Genomic DNA, 17430 nt, shown 5'->3' on the forward strand with positions numbered 1-17430 from the left:
GACACTTTTTCACTTACATACTTTCATGCATTGTACGATTAATTACATCGATTTGTTGTTCACGAGTTAATTTAATAAAGTTTACAGCGTAACCAGATACGCGAATTGTTAATTGTGGATATTTCTCAGGATGTTCCATCGCATCCATTAATGTTTCACGATTAAATACGTTAATATTTAAGTGATGGCCTTCTTTTACTGCATAACCATCAAGCATTGATACTAAGTTACGTACTTGTACATCATCTTCTTTACCAAGTGCTTTTGGAATAATAGAGAATGTATTAGAAATACCATCTTGTGCATCTTCATATGGTAATTTAGCTACAGATAATAATGAAGCTAATGCACCTTTTGTATCACGGCCATGCATTGGGTTCGCACCTGGTGCAAATGGTTCTCCAGTACGGCGACCATCTGGAGTGTTACCAGTTTTCTTACCATATACAACATTAGATGTGATTGTTAAGATCGACATTGTATGAACAGAATTTCTGTATGTTTTATGTTTACGAAGTTTATTCATAAATGTTTTTACAAGATTTACAGCGATTTCATCTACACGGTCATCATTGTTACCGTATTTAGGGAAATCTCCTTCGATTTCAAAGTCAACTGCAATACCGTTTTCATCACGAATTGGTTTTACTTTTGCGTGTTTAATTGCACTTAAAGAGTCTGCTACTACAGATAGACCCGCGATACCTGTTGCCATTGTACGAAGAACATTTGTATCATGAAGTGCCATTTCAATACGTTCGTAGCTATATTTATCATGCATGTAATGAATAACATTTAATGTGTTTAAATATAGACCCGCTAACCATTCCATTGTCATATCAAACTTATGCATAACTTCTTTATAATCTAATACTTCAGAAGTAATAGGTGCGTACTCAGGACCAACTTGTGCTTTAGATTTTTCATCTTTACCACCGTTAATCGCATATAGTAATGCTTTTGCTAAGTTTGCACGTGCGCCGAAGAATTGCATTTGTTTACCAATTCTCATTGCAGATACACAACAAGCAATTCCGTAGTCATCGCCGTAGTCAGCACGCATAATGTCATCATTTTCATATTGAATTGCTGATGTTTTAATAGACATTTTTGCACAGTAGTTTTTAAAGTTCTGCGGTAATTGTTTAGACCAAAGAACTGTTAAGTTTGGTTCTGGAGCTGGTCCTAAATTATCTAATGTATGCAAGAAACGGAATGAGTTCTTTGTTACTAATGCACGACCATCTAATGCCATACCACCGATAGACTCAGTTACCCAAGTTGGATCACCAGAGAATAATTCATTATAATCAGGTGTTCTTGCAAATTTCACAAGACGTAATTTCATAATGAAGTGATCCACAATTTCTTGTACTTCTTCTTCTGTCAAAGTACCATTTGCTAAATCTCTTTCAATATAAATATCTAAGAATGTAGAAGTACGTCCAAGACTCATTGCAGCTCCGTTTTGCTCTTTAATTGCTGCAAGATATGCGAAGTATAACCATTGGAATGCTTCTTGTGTATTTGTTGCAGGCTTAGAAATATCAAAGCCATGAGAAGCGGCCATTTGTTTTAACTCTTGAAGTGCACGCATTTGCTCAGATAACTCTTCGCGTAAACGCATTGTATCTTCGCTCATTACACCGCCAGTTAAATTCAAATCAGCTTTTTTCACTTCAATTAAATGATCAATACCATATAATGCTACGCGTCGGTAGTCACCGATAATACGTCCACGTCCGTATGCATCTGGAAGACCAGTAATTACACCTGATTTACGAGCCGCTTTCATTTCTGGTGTGTATGCATCAAATACACCTTGATTATGAGTTTTTCTCCAGTCTCTGAAAATACTGCTAAGTTCTTTATCCATTTCGTATCCATAAGATTCACAAGCTTGTTCCGCCATACGAATACCACCATATGGTTGTAAAGAACGTTTAAATGGTTTTTCAGTTTGGAAACCGACTACTTTTTCAATATCTTTATTTAAATATCCTGGTTCATGTGATGTAATAGAAGAAACAATTTTTGTATCCATATCAAGAACGCCACCGTTTTCACGTTCTTTCGTTGTTAAATCCATTACTTGATCCCAAAGTTGCTTCGTTGCTTCAGTTGCTCCCGCTAAGAAAGATTCGTCTCCTTCGAAAACGTTTACATTATTTAAAATGAAATCGCGAACATCAATCTCTGCTTTCCATTTTTCACCTTTAAAGTTTTCCCATGCGTTTTTAACATTTTCTAATACTTGAGTCATCCTAATCTCCTCCATTTTTGATTAGTACAGGACTAAGATTTTTTATATAACAGCTTACACACTTAGAATACTACTTTTTTGCTAAAGTGAACGAAATAGTTGTGACATGTTTGTGAAAAGTTGAGCAAACTACTATATGCATAGTGTTAACTTCACTTAAAAGTCTTTATAATTAACCCTTTCCTTAATTGTATTTTTTTGGTATCCTTATATACGAGTCCTATTTTGTAATATAAGAACAATACCCATTGTAGAGCTGTAATACTCTTATCTCCTAATCTGTTATAGTTTTTATAACAGAACAAAAAAGTGTACATATGTTGTACACTTTTTTGTTACTACTCTAAAACATCTCTTTTTCTATTCCCATCATAGAATCCACCACGGCTGCCTTCTAATACAATTAATTGCTCTAATCCTTCTATATGATCACCTATAATTCGCAAAACAGCTGGAGGATGACCTATTTTTGCAAAATGTTCACTGGGACGAATGCGGTTCATCTTATCGACCTCTACACGACTTACACACGCAATTTCGAATCCTGACAGAATAGCTTTCACTTGGGCTACACAAGGTGACAGTAAAGATCTATACCCGATTTCTTTCAAACACTTACGGCTAAACGCATTCGGTACAGCGATAAGAGAGCCTACTCCTAAATCTTTTCTATCACAAGCTAAATTTAATGCATATTTAAATGCAGTTACAAGATGAAGCGGTACTCTTAAATCTAAATAATGATTTAGATCATTTAATGCGACACCCATTCCATCTGCAATAGCTTTTGCAAATGGATATAGCTCACTAGCTGGAATAACAAAATCACCGTCTATAAATAATACAATTTCTCCTTTGGCGAAATAAGTTCCAAGTGAACGCCCCACATCGTTACCAAGTGCTTCTTTATATACAATTGTTGTTGCTCCCTTGTCTTTTGCAATCGTTGCTGTTTTATCAGACGAACCATTTACAACAACGATAATTTCAAAAGGTTCAATTTTGCGAAGCTCTTCTATAACGTTTCCAATTGTTTTCTCTTCATCTTGTACAGGAATAATGACCGATAATTGCTTTCCTTTATACAACTTAGATGTAACGCCCCATCCTTGATAAAAATCTTCGAAACTTAAAGTATGATAGACACACTCTCTTTTCCTATTTCCATCATAATACCCTCCGCGCTCATCACTGCCTACTATTCGCTCCGCTACAGCTTCTATATGATCACCTATCATCCGTTTTTCAGATTGAGAAAGACCCGTTCCATACGCAGCATGCTCGGTTGGCCGAAATTTATTCGGCGTAATAACATCAATTGCACAATGACGACTAATTCTCCATTTGCTTTGTACTAGACGTAAATGAGCTACAATAGGATTAACGAAACATTCATATCCAATGCATTGAACAACTTCTTTCGTCAACGCATGAGGTACAGATAATAAAGAATCAATTTTTAACTCTTCACGCTCTAACATTGCATTTAATATTTGGCGCCATACTGTCACGGAGTGCGGTTTTTGTTTCTTTAAAAATAATGCGTCCAAATTATTTAAAACGATGTCGGCTTGATCATGTAAAATTGGATTCAGGAATAATTGTAATTTTGAAGTTTGAATAGCAAAATCTCCATCTATAAATAGTAATACATCACCTATCGCATGTTTTGCACCAACCGCACGGCCAACATCATTCCCTAGTAGCTCTGTATGCTTGATTACTTTACATCCTAAACGATCAGCAACCTCTTCTGTACCATCATTACAACCGTTTGCTACTACAATAATCTCTACTGGATTTAATCCTTTTACCGATTGAATAACGTCTGAAATCGTATCCGCTTCATTACATACAGGTATAATAACCGAAAGCGACTTAGCCATTGTTTTCTTCACGAAACCATTTAATAGTTTCCTTCAATCCTTGTTCCCACGTTACTGTCGCTTGAAACTGCACAAGTTCTTTTAATTTCGTTACATCTGGTCTTCTATTTGGAATTTCTTCAAAGCCATGTGGGTATACCTCTTCGAAAGGAACTTGGACAATCTTTGAAGAAGATTTCGTTAGCTTTTTAATTACTTCTGCTACTTCTTTTATACTCTTTTCGTTCTCAGAACCTATATTAATAATCTCACCATTTACCTTCTCATCCATTGCCCGAATCGTTGCCTCCACCGCATCACTTACATACGTAAAGCAACGTGTCTGCTTTCCATCTCCATATACGAGAATGTCTTCTCCTTGCAGGGCCGCACTGATAAATCGTGGGATTACCCCTGCATACGGACCGTCTTTCGCTCTTGGACCATAAATATTAAAATAGCGAACAATCGTTACCGGTAAACCTTCTAATGCGTAGCCTAAACATAATGTTTCTTCTAACGTTTTACACACTGCATAACTCCAACGTATTTTAGAGGTTGCCCCGTATAATCGATCCCCCTCTTCAGAGAAGGGTGGGTTTGCCTTACCATATACTTCTGAAGTAGACGCAAAGACTACTTTCTTCTTTCCTTTTAGCGCTGCTTGTAAAATGTTTCTCGTTCCATCAAAATTCGTTTCAATAAGCTCTATACTCTTTTCCATTGTCGTTTTCACACCTAAAATTGCTGCTAAATGAAACACTACATCATGTTGATTTACTAATTCATAAATAGAATTTTTATCTAAAACGCTTATTGGAATAACCCGAATTTCTTTCATTAACTCATCATGATATTTATTTTTTCCTTTATAGAAGTTATCCACAATCGTGACTTCATTTCCTCTTTTCACCAATTCTTCGGCTAGATGCGATCCAATGAATCCTGCTCCACCTGTAATTAAACATTTCTTACTCATACACTCACCTTCTTTATAATTCCACGTGTATCTATTACTCGCTTCATTCCTTTAAAAAGCTTCCAATCGATATTAGAGTGATCAGTTAAAATTAAAATACAATTCGCTTGTTTAATGACTTGTTCATCCAAAGAAACAGATTGGTACAACTTATCTCCAAATTTTGCAGAAGAAATATATGGATCGTGATATTCTATCTCATATCCTTCTTTTATTAACAATTCAATAATCGGTAAAGCCGGTGATTCTCTCAAATCATTTACATCTTTCTTATACGCAATTCCTACAATTAAAACTGATGCAGGTGATTGCACCATGCCTTTTACTTTCCGGACTATTTTCTCTGGCATTTCTTCATTAATCACATGTGCTGCTTCAATTAATTGACTAATTGTCCCATTCTTTTTTATTCTCCATTGGAAATATAAAGGATCTACTGGAATACAATGTCCCCCTATTCCTGGTCCTGGCCAATATGGGGTAAATCCAAACGGTTTTGTAGATGCAGCTTCAAGCGCCTCATAAAAATCAATTCCTAAACTTTCACATAGTGTGTTTAACTCATTTACTAATGAAATATTGACTAGGCGCTGAATATTTTCAAATAACTTACACATTTCCGCTACTTTTGGAGAGCTAACAGGAACGACTACATCGAAGATCGTGCTATATAAATCCTGTACTTTTTGTTTGCACTGCTCAGTTTGTCCACTAATAACCTTTGGAATGTCCTGAACGGAATATTGACTATTTGCTGGATCAATCCTCTCAGGAGAATATCCAATATAGAAATCTTCGCCTACCTTTTGGCCGCCTTGAGAAACAATCGGAATAATAACTTCCTCGAGCGTACCTGGATATGTGGAGCTTTCGAAAATGAAGGTTTGTCCTTTTTGAAGGTTTTGTTGTATATAATGCGAAGCTGAAATGAGGGCACTTAAGTCTGGTTCTCTTTGTTCATTAATTGGAGTCGGGACAGTGACAATAACATAATCACTATTTTGAAAATCAGCAATACCTTGATCCGGTGTATTTACTATTAATTTTTTTTTAGCCAATAAACTTTGTAACAATTTAGAAGAAACATCCGGAATATAACTTTCTCCTTTTATAATTGATTCTATTTTTCTAGTATCTTTATCTAATCCAAGTACTGTATGTCCTCTCTCTGCAAAATGGACTGCCAAAGGAAGGCCAACATATCCTAATCCGATAATGGCAACTGTACTACTAACATTCATCTGTATTCTCTTCTTCCTTTCTCAATTGTTGAATGATATTTCTATCCCGCTCTCCATCTGTAAAACTCCCGCGCTCATCTGTGGATTGCAATAAATATGCAATTGCCTCAAGTTGATCGCCGAAAATACGGTCAAATGCTGGAATACGCCCATTTACAAATCCATGTTGCTCTGGACGTACTCGATTTGTTTTTATTACATCCACAAATTCTACTGCTGTAATAGAAAATCCCTCCAAAATAGCTTTCATTTGAGCTAATGGCGGAATAACTAGAGAGTCATATCCTATTTGTTCTATTACCTTTTTATGCATAGCATGTGGTACTGCCGTTAATGAGTTATTCCATAAATCTGGTCGTTTCGCTACTAAATTCACAAAATATTTCCCCATGCTAATTGGATCTGCCGGATGAAACATATCTAATAAACACTGTAAATCATTTAATGCCACATCATACCCATCTTCAATAGCATGTAAAAATGGAATTAGTTTTTTTCCCGGAATAACAAAATCACCATCGACAAATAAACAAATATCGGCCGTGGCATGCATAGCGCCTATCGCTCGGGCCACATTATGCCCGAGAGCTTCCTCGAATTCAATAACGATAACATCCTCTAACTTTGCTTGTTTAATTGTCTCAATATCAGCTCCATTCGCAACAACTATAATTTCATCTACACCTGCTTTTTTCACTTCTTGTATAACAGATCTTATAGTCATTTTCTCTTCTGACACTGGGATAATGGCACTATATTTCGCTTTTTTCTTTTGTAATACAACTGGTTTATACTTTCCTATAAACCCTCTATCCCTATTTCCTTCCGAAAAACCACCACGCTTACCATATATTTCGATTGCGTATTGCAAAGCACGTAAATGATCTCCCATAATACGACTAGTCGCTTTCGGATAAGGCGAACCGGGTGATGTACCAGTATGAACAGGACGCACTTTATTTGTATGAATAACATCGACCGAGGCCATATCGACAATATCTACTCCTCTAGACATCGCCAGCGCTTGAAACAGTGCTGGATCTGCTAAATTCCACCAACCAAATTTCTGAATAACTTCCCTACTCATCGCATGTGGAATTGCGATTAAAGATCCAACAACAAGCTCTTTTTTATTCAAATAACGATTCAACATAAATTTGCCAACTGTCGTATAATGCGGTCTCATTTTTAAATAAACGGACCATGTTAAATTATTCACAACAATTTGGTGGCCTTGCTGAATTCCTTTTATGAAACGTTGCAACTCTTTGTTATCAATGACGATATCACCATCTAAAAACAAAACAATGTCACCTTTCGCTTCTCTTGCTCCGATTGCCCGTCCAACATCATTGCCAAGAGAATAGTGATAATAAATGACATGGCAATGATGTTGTAACGCTATTTCTTTTGTCCCATCTGTCGATCCATTATCAACTACGATAATTTCATAAGGTTCGAGCTTCTCCACTTCTACTAAAACTTGTGATAAAGTACTCGCTTCATTATGCGCTGGAATAACAACTGATACTCTCATATTTGTATCACTCTTACCCTTCCAAGCGAACATAAGCAATAATAGGAGTACGCACAACTACATCTTCCGGTGGTCCATAAGAAGGAGAAGTACGAACACTTACTGCCCCATCTGTCACAGATAACAGAATACCTGCAACAATTTCAACCGCTGTCACAACTTGCACTAGCTCACCAACATGGTTACGCAATTCTTCAGTAAATAACATATATAAGTCTCCTTCCTTACGCTTCTTTAATTGATATAATGCTTGTAAATGGTAATAAAATTTCTGTTCCTATCCCTTCTTGCAGTGTTAAGAAATCATCACCAACTGCTACAATTACACCCGTTAACTGTCCAACTGTCACCGTAATTTCTACGTTTTTACCCAAATACTGCTCTGCAATTTCTTTAAAAGGTGATGTATTACATTCTTTTAATATGTTACAAATAATAGATTGAAATCTGCTTGATTCAATAAATTCTTCCGTAGCTTGCTTAGAGTTTCTTTGAATAAATCTCGCGAAGTTTTGTGAAAATAAAAGTCGTTCCACAGCAGGCAATAACTTATTATCTAAAAAATAATCTAATTGTCTATTAAACAATCTCGATAACTTTTTCCAATACTTACCGAACAGACACATACACTTCTCCTCCTATTATTTTTAGATTATAAAAATACATCCATACATCTTAATGTATACAAAGCAGACTTTTTTGTGATAGGTAAGACATACATTTTTTAACAAAACAATATGTTCTAATCACAAAAAAAGATAGATGGTATCCCATCTATCTTTATGTATATATTAATTTTTAATTGTAACTATCGCAGAGACACTGTAATAAACTGCTCGTGGTAATTCTGCCTGTTCACTTATAGAAGCTGTAACAAGAGACCCTCCACTTGCCGAAAAATACTTAACAGCTTCTAACGGAATACCGTCTTCTTTCACATCTATATGTGTTCCATCCCGCCAATCTATTTTCTGCATTGTTGCTGAAAGGTCCCCAGTCACTTTACCAAATTCTTTACCATCCACCCCTAAAAAAATCCATTCCCACTTTGTTAAACTTAGTATTTGTGTTAACTCTCCAATTTTCTTTCCGTCTACATTAGAAAAAATATAGACGTTGCGTACTCCCATCTTCTTTTGAACACACAACAATCTTTCTCCCGAGTGATTATATAAATACAATTGTTGCTTATGTAATCCCCTAAAAAGAAAAGAAAGTACAGCTTGCCATACACGTTGAATAACAAAATCATACTCTTCTTTTAAAAACCCTACTGCACTGCCATCTAGTCCAAAGTACGTTATTGCTTGAAATACCCCTACCTCTTTGCGAACAACAAATTTTTGTTGCTCAAATAATTCAGAAGTCTCTATATTATAATTTTCCTGTTTAAGTATTTTTGATCTTCGTTTTTCCATAAAACTATATATTAATAATCCAATTGCTGGTAGTACAACACTTATTAATTTCAGATTTTCTTTCTCCGAAGTGAATAGCATCCCTTTTTTATATTCCATCACTAATACAATTGCGACGATAATCCATACAATGACAGATACAAAAAATATGCGTTTTGCATTACGTGCGTGATGCTTATGTATACTCATATCCCTCCCCCTTTTCCATTTATCCCGCATTAACGGGCAGTAAGACCCCCACTTCAAAATTCAGCGAAAGCAAAGAAGTTAGGTGGGGGATCCACTGCCCGTAAAAGCCCGATTGGTTCAACTAATAATCAGTGGGGGATGAACAAAACCCCCACTGATTAAAGTTTCACTTTATTTCATTATCTCATTACCCCCTACACTTCCTCAATAAAAAAAGACCATCCAATAGGATAGCCTCTTACACTTCAATATTTCGCAACATCGTATAAATGTCGTTATTCACTTTACCAAACGATTTAATGTTGTTTTGAATGTTAGATAATAAAACGACATACACACTTCCGTTTTTACTAAATCCATTTAAGCAATTCCATCCTGGCATTACACCGTGATTTGAATAACTGCCCGGGTCTACATACCAACCAAATCCGTAATCTTTTTTTCCGCCTGTAAACATTTGATCATAGCTCTCTTTTGAAATTAACTTTCCAGAGAAGAGTGCTTCATTAAATAAATATAAATCATGTGCACTTGTATATATATCACCACAACCATATAGTTGTGACATACTTGGAATATTAGGTGTTGTCATATTGTTATTTACTATTTTATAACCTGTCGATGGAAACCTTGTTTGCTCTAACGCTTTACCGAAACCAGAATGTTCCATACTCGCAGTAGCAAAAATATGTTGTTTAATATATTCTTCTAACGGTTGTCCACTTACCTTCTCAGCGATGTAGGCAAGTATCGAATAGTTCGAATCGGAATATTTCCATTTCTCTCCTGGACCCCCAACACGCTTTTGCTTTCCTATTCGTTTTATCAATTCTTCATGAGAAATATCCTCTGTTCCCTGCTCATACTCTGGGATTCCTGATGTATGTGTTAGTAAATGTTTTAACTGAATACCATTACCTTGAGGGAAATCTGGAATATACTTTGCAACCGTATCCTCTACGTTTAATTTATTTTGATCCTTTAATTGCATAATAGCAGTCGCTACAAATGCCTTTGAAATAGAACCAATATAAAAAGTTGTCTCTGAATTATTCGGTACTTGTTTCTCTTTGTTCGCCATACCATATCCTTTATTCAAAAGAACTTTTCCGTTCTTCACAATAACAGCTGTCCCGCTAAATCCTGCGTTTTGTAAATATTGATCTAATTTAGCGTTTTCATTAATTTCTTGAGGTGGTCCCTCAGCAGGCTTTTCCACAGCTTGTACTTGCTTTACTTGTTCTTCCTGCTCTTTTTGTTTTTGTGCTTCTTGCTTCTTCTTTTCTTCTTTCTTTTTTAGCTCTTCTTGTTTCTTCATTTCTGCTGCTTTTAAAGTTTCTTCTTTCTTATTATGCGCAACAATTTTTGTATACATGAAATATACAACTGAAAATAGTAAGACGAGAATGATTGTTCTTTTTATGTATACAATCGGCCGACGTGCTTTCCCATTCGCATTATTTTTTTCCTGATCCATGATTGCTTTTTTCCCCTTATTTACCGATAATTTAATTCCACTACACAAGATTCATTCCGGATCTTTTTCATAGATTTTTGACATTCCATTCGACGTCATCCCTACTTTATCACGCACTACACATATTACCAACCTATATGTATGAAAAAGAAAAAGAAAATTTACAAAAGTAAGATTCCCGTTAAATTGTTAACAAAAAAAAGAGGATATCCTCTAAAAAAATTGATGTTATCAATCTTTTGGGATATCCTCTTATCTCATTATTTATACGTGTTTTTTCATATCATCGGCAACGGATTCAACATTTGTACCTACGATAACTTGGACACTCGTGTTACTTAATTTCATAACACCTTTTGCACCAGCACGTTTTAATGCTGCTTCGTTTACTTGACCAGCATCTTTCACTTGTAAGCGTAGACGTGTTGCACAGTTATCAATAACTGTTAAGTTTTCTTTTCCACCTAAAGCTGCTACGTAAGTTTCACCAATTGAACCTGCAACTGGAGCTTCTTCACCTTCAGCTAGTTCCTCTTCATCTTCACGACCAGGCGTTTTCAGGTCGAACTTCTTAATTAAGAAGTAGAATACAACGAAATAAATTACTGCGTAAATTAAACCGACTCCCGCGAGTAATACTGGTTTTGTTGCAATACCGAAGTTTAAGAAGTAATCGATTGCACCGGCACTAAATGTGAAACCATCGTGAATGCCGAGTGTTGTTGTAATGAATAGAGACAGACCTGTTAATACAGCATGAATACCATATAATACTGGCGATAAGAACATGAATGAGAATTCAATTGGTTCTGTAATACCAGTTAAGAATGAAGTTAGTGCTAGACCACCTAACATACCTGTAACCATTTTACGTTTTTCTGGTTTAGCAGCCGCAATCATTGCGAAACATGCTGCTGGTAAACCGAACATCATAACTGGGAAGAAACCAGTCATAAACATACCCGCTGTTTTATCTCCTGCAAGGAAGCGAGCAATATCACCATTTACAACATTACCTGCTGCATTTGTAAAGTCACCAAGTACGAACCAGAAGTATGTGTTCATTACGTGGTGTAAACCGATTGGAATTAATAGACGGTTTAATAAACCAAATAGACCTGAACCAACTGCCCCTAAATTAACAATTCCATGAGCTAATGCATCGATAGCATTTTGAATTGCTGGCCAAATTTGTGCGAATAGAATTCCTAATAGTAACATCACAACCGATGTAACAATCGGAACGAAACGTTTTCCAGCAAAGAACCCTAACCATTCTGGAAGTTTAATCTTATGGAATTTATTATAAAGAAGTCCTGCTATAACACCGACAATAATACCACCTAAAACTTTCATATCCACTTTAGTCGATAATTCGGCTGCCTTAGATACCTGTGTCATTGTATCTGCAAGCTTAGATGGATCTACATTAGCGCTATTACCTATTAAATCTTGAACTTTGCCTAATTTATCTTGTAATTCTACAGTAGAATATCCCTTACTAAGTGCATCAATACTGTTTTTCATAACTAGATAACCAATTGCACCTGCAAGACCTGCTGCACCACTACCATCAACTGAAAGACCGATTGCAATACCAATTGCAAAAATAAGTGCTAAATTATCAAAAACTGCTGCACCGGCCTGTGCCATAACAGGAATATCAAATACATCTGGTTGCCCTAAACGAAGCAATAATCCTGCTGCTGGTAGTACGGCGATTGGAAGCATTAATGCTTTACCAATACGTTGTAGAAACTGCAACATTTTAATTCCCCCTATCAAATTTATGAAATCGTTATCATTATAAGTACGCCTTAGAAAACGCTTTCTATTTACATAACCATAATAACATATAGTTGTATAGATGTGTAGTTTTTATTTTCGAATTTTTTATGGATAAATCTCCTATTTCCAAACTGTTATATAAAAGGAAAATTCTCCTTTTTAATATAGAATACTCGAAACGAAATACCTACTATAGAACATGTAACTTTCGTTTTATCATTCCACCTTTTCATGTTATTATTTATTTCCGAGCATATCGGGAAAAGTAAACGTAGTTAATTCGAAATAGGAGCGTTGGTACTATGCAGTGCATTGAAACAAACAACTTACAACAGTTGTTAGAACAAGTAAAACCATATACGAAAAAAGGAAAGCTTGCTACTTATATCCCCGAACTAGGAAATGCAAATCCGGCTGATTTAGGGATTGCCATTTTCCATAAAGAAACAGAATACATCCATGCTGGCAACTCACAAACACTATTTACTCTTCAAAGTATTTCAAAAGTAATTACACTTGCACTTGCCCTTTTAGATCGTGGTGAAGAATATGTATTTTCTAAAGTTGGAATGGAACCAACTGGTGACCCATTTAATTCTATTATTAAGTTAGAAACGACAAGTCCCTCTAAGCCACTTAATCCAATGATTAATGCAGGGGCACTAGCTATTACAAGTATGTTAACAGGAAACGATAATGAAGAAAAAATGGAGCGTATCCTTCATTTTGTACGTGAAATAACAGATAATCCTACTATTAATTATTCTTCTAAAGTTGCCAATTCAGAATTAGAGACAGCTTACTTAAACCGTTCACTTTGTTACTATATGAAACAAAACGGAATTATCGATTGTGACATCGAAGAACTTATGGATTTATACACTCGTCAATGTGCAGTTGAAGTAAACTGTATCGATTTAGCACGTATTGGCTTAATTTTTGCTATGGATGGCTATGATCCATATAAAAAAAAGCAAATTATCCCTAAACATATTACAAAAATCTGTAAAACATTTATGGTTACATGCGGTATGTATAACGAGTCTGGTGAATTTGCGATTCGTGTTGGTATTCCAGCCAAAAGTGGTGTAGCTGGTGGTATTTTCGGCTGCGTAAAAGGAGAAATGGGAATTGGTATTTTCGGACCAGCTTTAGATGCAAACGGAAATAGTATCGCTGGTTTTAAAATTCTTGAACTTCTTTCTGCTCAAGAAGGTTGGAGCATTTTTTAATTCAGAGTTATCCTGCTATACTAGCAGGATTTTTTTATTTCATAAAACCCTCAATTTTATCAGCTATCCATCCCCTTACAAAAACCGTACTGAAAGTTTCTCTATATCATGCATATTTGCTCCCCCCTCCTGAATAATATAGTACAACCTAGCGCTATATGTGGAGGTGTGAAAGATGAAACTAATATTTCAAATGGAAAAACAGCCTGTTCTTGAAAAAACAATTCTTCTTTTTATATTGAGTATTGTAGAAAGCTTGAAGTTAAAAGTGGTTTCGCTCGATGAGGCTCACCGATACATATTCAATTTAGAAGTGCTTGAACTACTAATGGATCGGAACATCGATGATCAAGTACTTGAACTCATCCATTTCGGAATGGGACTTGAAGACATTCATCATGTGCTTCCTGAAGAACTTGAACATACTATTGAAGAATTAAAGTGGCTTTGCATTCAAGTGTTAAGTGAATACAGCATGCATGAAGAATCGGAACAATTAATTGAAGATATACGTTAAAAAAGCACCTATGTAGGTGCTTTAGTATTTATAAAAACAGTAACGTTTCGGTAATTGCACATCCGATGTCGATATATGTAATTCATTCGAGTATTTCCGAGGAAATGCTCGAACATTGTATGTTACAATAACTGATCTATCCCAATAAGAATTAATAGCACGCCCGCAATAACAGTAGCCCATTTCCCTAAGTATGCTGCTAAAAATCGTTTTCCTACATACGCAAAACCACTGATACAAATAAAACTAAACACCCCAGAAATAGTTGCTGTAAGCCACAGATTCAAGTTTGTTACCCCAGCATCAAATCCACCTGCAATATTATTAATAGACAATGCAATCCCTAAAACAATTGCTTCTGAAAAACTAATTGTTTTAGAACCATCAAAATCTGCTTTTTCTGGATCACGTAAAATTCCCATAAGTACATTACCATCTTTAGAGCCTACGGTATTTCTTTGCCCCAAGAAAGGCTGACATAAAATAAACACCCCGATTATCCCTAAAACGATTGCTCCAATCAGGTTTGCAGTAAACTCTGAAATAAATAACGCTATCCAGTTCCCAAAAAATCCAGCTAACAAAGTAAATAAAAACCCAAAAAATGCGATGATAAAATTGTTAAGCCACGAAATTCGAATTTTACGAATGCCATATGCAATCCCAACACCTGCATTATCTAAATTAGAAGCAATCCCGATTAAAAAAATTGAAAATAGACCTGCCGTACTCATAAACAGCCACCCCTTTTTCTCACTTTTCCATGCATCTTATGAAAATGTTGAGCAACTGTGCCTGTCTGTTTCATATACATGTAATAAATGCTCAACATTTTTTCAACAATAAAAAAGGAGTGCCTTCACTATGCCTAGAGAAAATCCAAATGAGCGGCTTAGTACATTAATAAAAAAACTTTTAAAAGAACGTGCCTTATCCATGCGCCAATTAGGAATGCATACAAATATTGATCCCGCAACAATCTCAAGAATTATGAATGGTAAACAACCGCCAAAACAAAAACATCTACAAAAATTTGCAGAATGTTTGCAAGTTCCACCCCAATTGTTATTTGATGAAATGTATCCTGATTCTCCTCACATTAATAAAGAAAAGACGGATATGTACACATCTCTTGATACAATTCAGCAAACGCTGCAATCCTCTAACTTATTCGATTTCGACTATACAACAACTCGCGTAAAACAAGAACTTGAAAACTATGAACGCTATGCTCAGACAACAGAAGGCGAAAAACGTATTCATGAAAGTTTCGCCAGTAAATTAGAACAAATTGATAGCGCTGGTCCTTTTATTGAACAATTAACCGATATGTATCAACAATTTTGCAATGAAACTATCTCAAAAGAAGAGCGTGCAGTTCTTGGAGGCGCATTACTGTATTTCATTTTATCGACAGATATTATTCCCGACTATCTCTTTCCAATTGGCTATTTAGATGATGCAATTGCTGTTGAATTAGCGAAAGAGAAATTAATCGAACTAAAACGAAAGACATAGAAAAATAAAGAACTATTTCAGTTGTTTCTGTTCAACTCTGAAATAGTTCACTAAAAAATCGTACAAGTATACATACCTGTACGATTTCAACACACTAATCTATTTTTTTGTATGACACCATTCATATATAAATGCTGTTATTACTTTTGTAAATTCAATTAACTGTTCTACTTCAACTTTCTCATTTATTGAATGAGCTTCTTCTAATGTACCTGGTCCGTAAATAACGGCTGGAATATGAAATTCACTAAACCAACCACCATCCGTTACCGTTGCAGACATATCTAAAATTGCATTTTTAGATAGAATTGATTCGTGTACTGAGCTAAGCGTTTTTACTGCTGCATGTTCACGATCTACTTCTAAAGAAGGGAAAATTTCGCCACGATCCACAATCATTGATTCTCCGCCCCACTTAAATTGTGGTGGATTTTCACTTAACCATGGATCGGCAGCCGCTACTTTCTCAATATACTCTTCAATTTCTTTTATTATTTGTTCATGTGTTTCATTCGGATAGAAGTGCACCGTTATCCATAACTGGCACTCATCCGCAATAAACGCTGCATGCCGTCCGCCTTCAATAACAGCTGGGTTAATTGTTGTTGTTCCAGATGGATAACCTTCATATGTTTTCATAACTGCCCAATGACGCTCTAATTCTTGTAAACTTTGCACAATTTTCATCATTTTTTCAATCGCACTCGCTCCGAATAAACGTCCTCCAGCATGAATCATTTGCCTGCGTGTTGCATCATGAAACGTCTGGGGGCTTTTCACAGTAATCCATCCAGTAATTACGCCGCCCTGTCCTTGTATATGTAAATCACTTGTATCCACTACGACTGCAAAATCAGCATCATAACCTCTTTTACAGCATTGAAGTGTACCTGCTTCTCCAACTTCTTCCCCAATTACTGATTGAAAGATTAAATCTCCAGGTAATTCAATGCCAGCTTCTTGTACAAGTTGAATAGCAAATAGTGCTCCAGCCAATCCTCCTTTCATATCTGCCGCACCACGTCCAACTAACCAACCATCTTTTATAAATGGCTCAAACGGATTGGTTTCCCACGCTTCATCTGCTGATACTTCAGCTACATCCACATGTCCATTAATAATAAGACTTTTATGTGTGTCACTTTCTATCCCTTTTCTCACCCCAACAACGTTCGGGTCATTCGGATATACATCCCATTTATCAACAATAAAATTTCGTTTTCTTAGAAAATCTGCAACAAATTCTTGCGCTTCATTTGTGTTTCTCGCCGGCGGTGCTGGTGTTTCAAAACGAATTAAAGTCTTTGTAAGCTCTAGTAACTCATCTTTTCGTAAATCAATCTGTTCTAATAGCTGTGAAACTTCTTGATTCATCGCTAATTCCCCTTTGCATACATAGTATGTTT

General features: G+C 35.8%; 15 protein-coding genes and 1 pseudogene. 3 read left to right on the top strand and 13 right to left on the bottom strand.

Annotated features, from left to right (window positions below; translation table 11 throughout):
* Positions 1-13: 13 nt before the first annotated feature.
* The 11 genes and pseudogenes from pflB to AC3WTA_RS25850 form a co-directional block, all read right to left on the bottom strand.
* The gene (gene pflB, locus AC3WTA_RS25800) at positions 14-2263 is read right to left on the bottom strand and encodes a formate C-acetyltransferase (RefSeq protein WP_000195478.1); all 2250 of its coding nucleotides are present in this window, start codon (positions 2261-2263) and stop codon (positions 14-16) included.
* A gap of 338 nt (positions 2264-2601) precedes the next feature.
* Positions 2602-4149: a glycosyltransferase family 2 protein gene (locus AC3WTA_RS25805; RefSeq protein WP_001130011.1), complete on the bottom strand. Its 1548-nt coding sequence runs from the start codon at positions 4147-4149 to the stop codon at positions 2602-2604.
* Positions 4142-5107: a UDP-N-acetyl-alpha-D-glucosaminuronate decarboxylase gene (locus AC3WTA_RS25810; protein WP_000037030.1), complete on the bottom strand. Its 966-nt coding sequence runs from the start codon at positions 5105-5107 to the stop codon at positions 4142-4144. The genes AC3WTA_RS25805 and AC3WTA_RS25810 overlap by 8 nt, the downstream gene beginning before the upstream one ends.
* Positions 5104-6348, bottom strand: a complete 1245-nt coding sequence (locus tag AC3WTA_RS25815; protein WP_001103212.1) for a nucleotide sugar dehydrogenase — start codon at positions 6346-6348, stop codon at positions 5104-5106. The genes AC3WTA_RS25810 and AC3WTA_RS25815 overlap by 4 nt, the downstream gene beginning before the upstream one ends.
* A complete protein-coding gene (locus tag AC3WTA_RS25820; RefSeq protein WP_001266448.1) occupies positions 6338-7885 on the bottom strand; it encodes a glycosyltransferase family 2 protein in 1548 nt (515 codons plus the stop codon). The genes AC3WTA_RS25815 and AC3WTA_RS25820 overlap by 11 nt, the downstream gene beginning before the upstream one ends.
* Positions 7886-7898: 13 nt before the next feature.
* Positions 7899-8093 carry a hypothetical protein gene (locus AC3WTA_RS25825; RefSeq protein ID WP_000899482.1) on the bottom strand — a complete coding sequence of 65 codons (195 nt, stop codon included), beginning with the start codon at positions 8091-8093 and terminating at the stop codon, positions 7899-7901.
* A 16-nt stretch (positions 8094-8109) separates the two neighbouring features.
* Positions 8110-8511, bottom strand: a complete 402-nt coding sequence (locus AC3WTA_RS25830; RefSeq protein WP_000335519.1) for an LSm family protein — start codon at positions 8509-8511, stop codon at positions 8110-8112.
* A 165-nt stretch (positions 8512-8676) separates the two neighbouring features.
* Positions 8677-9492 (bottom strand): hypothetical protein, encoded by an 816-nt coding sequence (locus AC3WTA_RS25835; RefSeq protein ID WP_000022138.1) that lies wholly within the window; start codon positions 9490-9492, stop codon positions 8677-8679.
* A 238-nt stretch (positions 9493-9730) separates the two neighbouring features.
* Positions 9731-10969 carry a serine hydrolase domain-containing protein gene (locus AC3WTA_RS25840; protein WP_000371821.1) on the bottom strand — a complete coding sequence of 413 codons (1239 nt, stop codon included), beginning with the start codon at positions 10967-10969 and terminating at the stop codon, positions 9731-9733.
* Between the two features lie 264 nt (positions 10970-11233).
* A complete protein-coding gene (gene nagE / locus AC3WTA_RS25845) occupies positions 11234-12736 on the bottom strand; it encodes an N-acetylglucosamine-specific PTS transporter subunit IIBC (protein ID WP_000938909.1) in 1503 nt (500 codons plus the stop codon).
* Between the two features lie 141 nt (positions 12737-12877).
* Positions 12878-12990 (bottom strand): annotated as a pseudogene (locus AC3WTA_RS25850) (transcriptional regulator).
* Positions 12991-13059: 69 nt separating this feature from the next.
* On the opposite strand from AC3WTA_RS25850, the gene glsA reads away from it, so the two are divergent.
* Together glsA and AC3WTA_RS25860 are read left to right on the top strand one after the other, a co-directional pair.
* Positions 13060-13989 (top strand): glutaminase A, encoded by a 930-nt coding sequence (gene glsA / locus AC3WTA_RS25855; RefSeq protein WP_001149843.1) that lies wholly within the window; start codon positions 13060-13062, stop codon positions 13987-13989.
* Between the two features lie 175 nt (positions 13990-14164).
* On the top strand, positions 14165-14506 hold the full coding sequence (locus AC3WTA_RS25860; protein WP_000766602.1) for a DUF3969 family protein: 342 nt from the start codon (positions 14165-14167) through the stop codon (positions 14504-14506).
* Between the two features lie 122 nt (positions 14507-14628).
* On the opposite strand, the gene AC3WTA_RS25865 is transcribed toward AC3WTA_RS25860, so the two are convergent.
* Complete coding sequence (locus tag AC3WTA_RS25865; RefSeq protein WP_000100744.1) at positions 14629-15240, bottom strand: manganese efflux pump; 612 nt, start codon at positions 15238-15240, stop codon at positions 14629-14631.
* A 130-nt stretch (positions 15241-15370) separates the two neighbouring features.
* Between AC3WTA_RS25865 and AC3WTA_RS25870 the strand changes: the two genes are divergently transcribed.
* Positions 15371-16024 carry a DUF1232 domain-containing protein gene (locus AC3WTA_RS25870; protein WP_001136878.1) on the top strand — a complete coding sequence of 218 codons (654 nt, stop codon included), beginning with the start codon at positions 15371-15373 and terminating at the stop codon, positions 16022-16024.
* Between the two features lie 99 nt (positions 16025-16123).
* Here AC3WTA_RS25870 and AC3WTA_RS25875 read toward each other — a convergent pair whose 3' ends face one another.
* Positions 16124-17398, bottom strand: coding sequence for an acetylornithine deacetylase (locus AC3WTA_RS25875; RefSeq protein WP_001071200.1), 1275 nt, complete (start codon positions 17396-17398; stop codon positions 16124-16126).
* Positions 17399-17430: the final 32 nt, after the last annotated feature.

The sequence above is a fragment of the Bacillus sp. EB106-07-01-XG149 genome, assembly GCF_058791555.1.

Excerpts from the sequence above, each read along its gene's own strand:
- AC3WTA_RS25835 (WP_000022138.1), bottom strand. The coding sequence starts at position 9,492 with ATGAGTATACATAAGCATCACGCACGTAATGCAAAACGCATATTTTTT.
- AC3WTA_RS25830 (WP_000335519.1), bottom strand. The coding sequence starts at position 8,511 with ATGTGTCTGTTCGGTAAGTATTGGAAAAAGTTATCGAGATTGTTTAAT.
- AC3WTA_RS25805 (WP_001130011.1), bottom strand. The coding sequence starts at position 4,149 with ATGGCTAAGTCGCTTTCGGTTATTATACCTGTATGTAATGAAGCGGAT.
- AC3WTA_RS25865 (WP_000100744.1), bottom strand. The coding sequence starts at position 15,240 with ATGAGTACGGCAGGTCTATTTTCAATTTTTTTAATCGGGATTGCTTCT.
- AC3WTA_RS25840 (WP_000371821.1), bottom strand. The coding sequence starts at position 10,969 with ATGGATCAGGAAAAAAATAATGCGAATGGGAAAGCACGTCGGCCGATT.
- AC3WTA_RS25825 (WP_000899482.1), bottom strand. The coding sequence starts at position 8,093 with ATGTTATTTACTGAAGAATTGCGTAACCATGTTGGTGAGCTAGTGCAA.
- AC3WTA_RS25870 (WP_001136878.1), top strand. The coding sequence starts at position 15,371 with ATGCCTAGAGAAAATCCAAATGAGCGGCTTAGTACATTAATAAAAAAA.
- AC3WTA_RS25820 (WP_001266448.1), bottom strand. The coding sequence starts at position 7,885 with ATGAGAGTATCAGTTGTTATTCCAGCGCATAATGAAGCGAGTACTTTA.
- AC3WTA_RS25875 (WP_001071200.1), bottom strand. The coding sequence starts at position 17,398 with ATGAATCAAGAAGTTTCACAGCTATTAGAACAGATTGATTTACGAAAA.
- glsA (WP_001149843.1), top strand. The coding sequence starts at position 13,060 with ATGCAGTGCATTGAAACAAACAACTTACAACAGTTGTTAGAACAAGTA.
- nagE (WP_000938909.1), bottom strand. The coding sequence starts at position 12,736 with ATGTTGCAGTTTCTACAACGTATTGGTAAAGCATTAATGCTTCCAATC.
- pflB (WP_000195478.1), bottom strand. The coding sequence starts at position 2,263 with ATGACTCAAGTATTAGAAAATGTTAAAAACGCATGGGAAAACTTTAAA.
- AC3WTA_RS25860 (WP_000766602.1), top strand. The coding sequence starts at position 14,165 with ATGAAACTAATATTTCAAATGGAAAAACAGCCTGTTCTTGAAAAAACA.
- AC3WTA_RS25815 (WP_001103212.1), bottom strand. The coding sequence starts at position 6,348 with ATGAATGTTAGTAGTACAGTTGCCATTATCGGATTAGGATATGTTGGC.
- AC3WTA_RS25810 (WP_000037030.1), bottom strand. The coding sequence starts at position 5,107 with ATGAGTAAGAAATGTTTAATTACAGGTGGAGCAGGATTCATTGGATCG.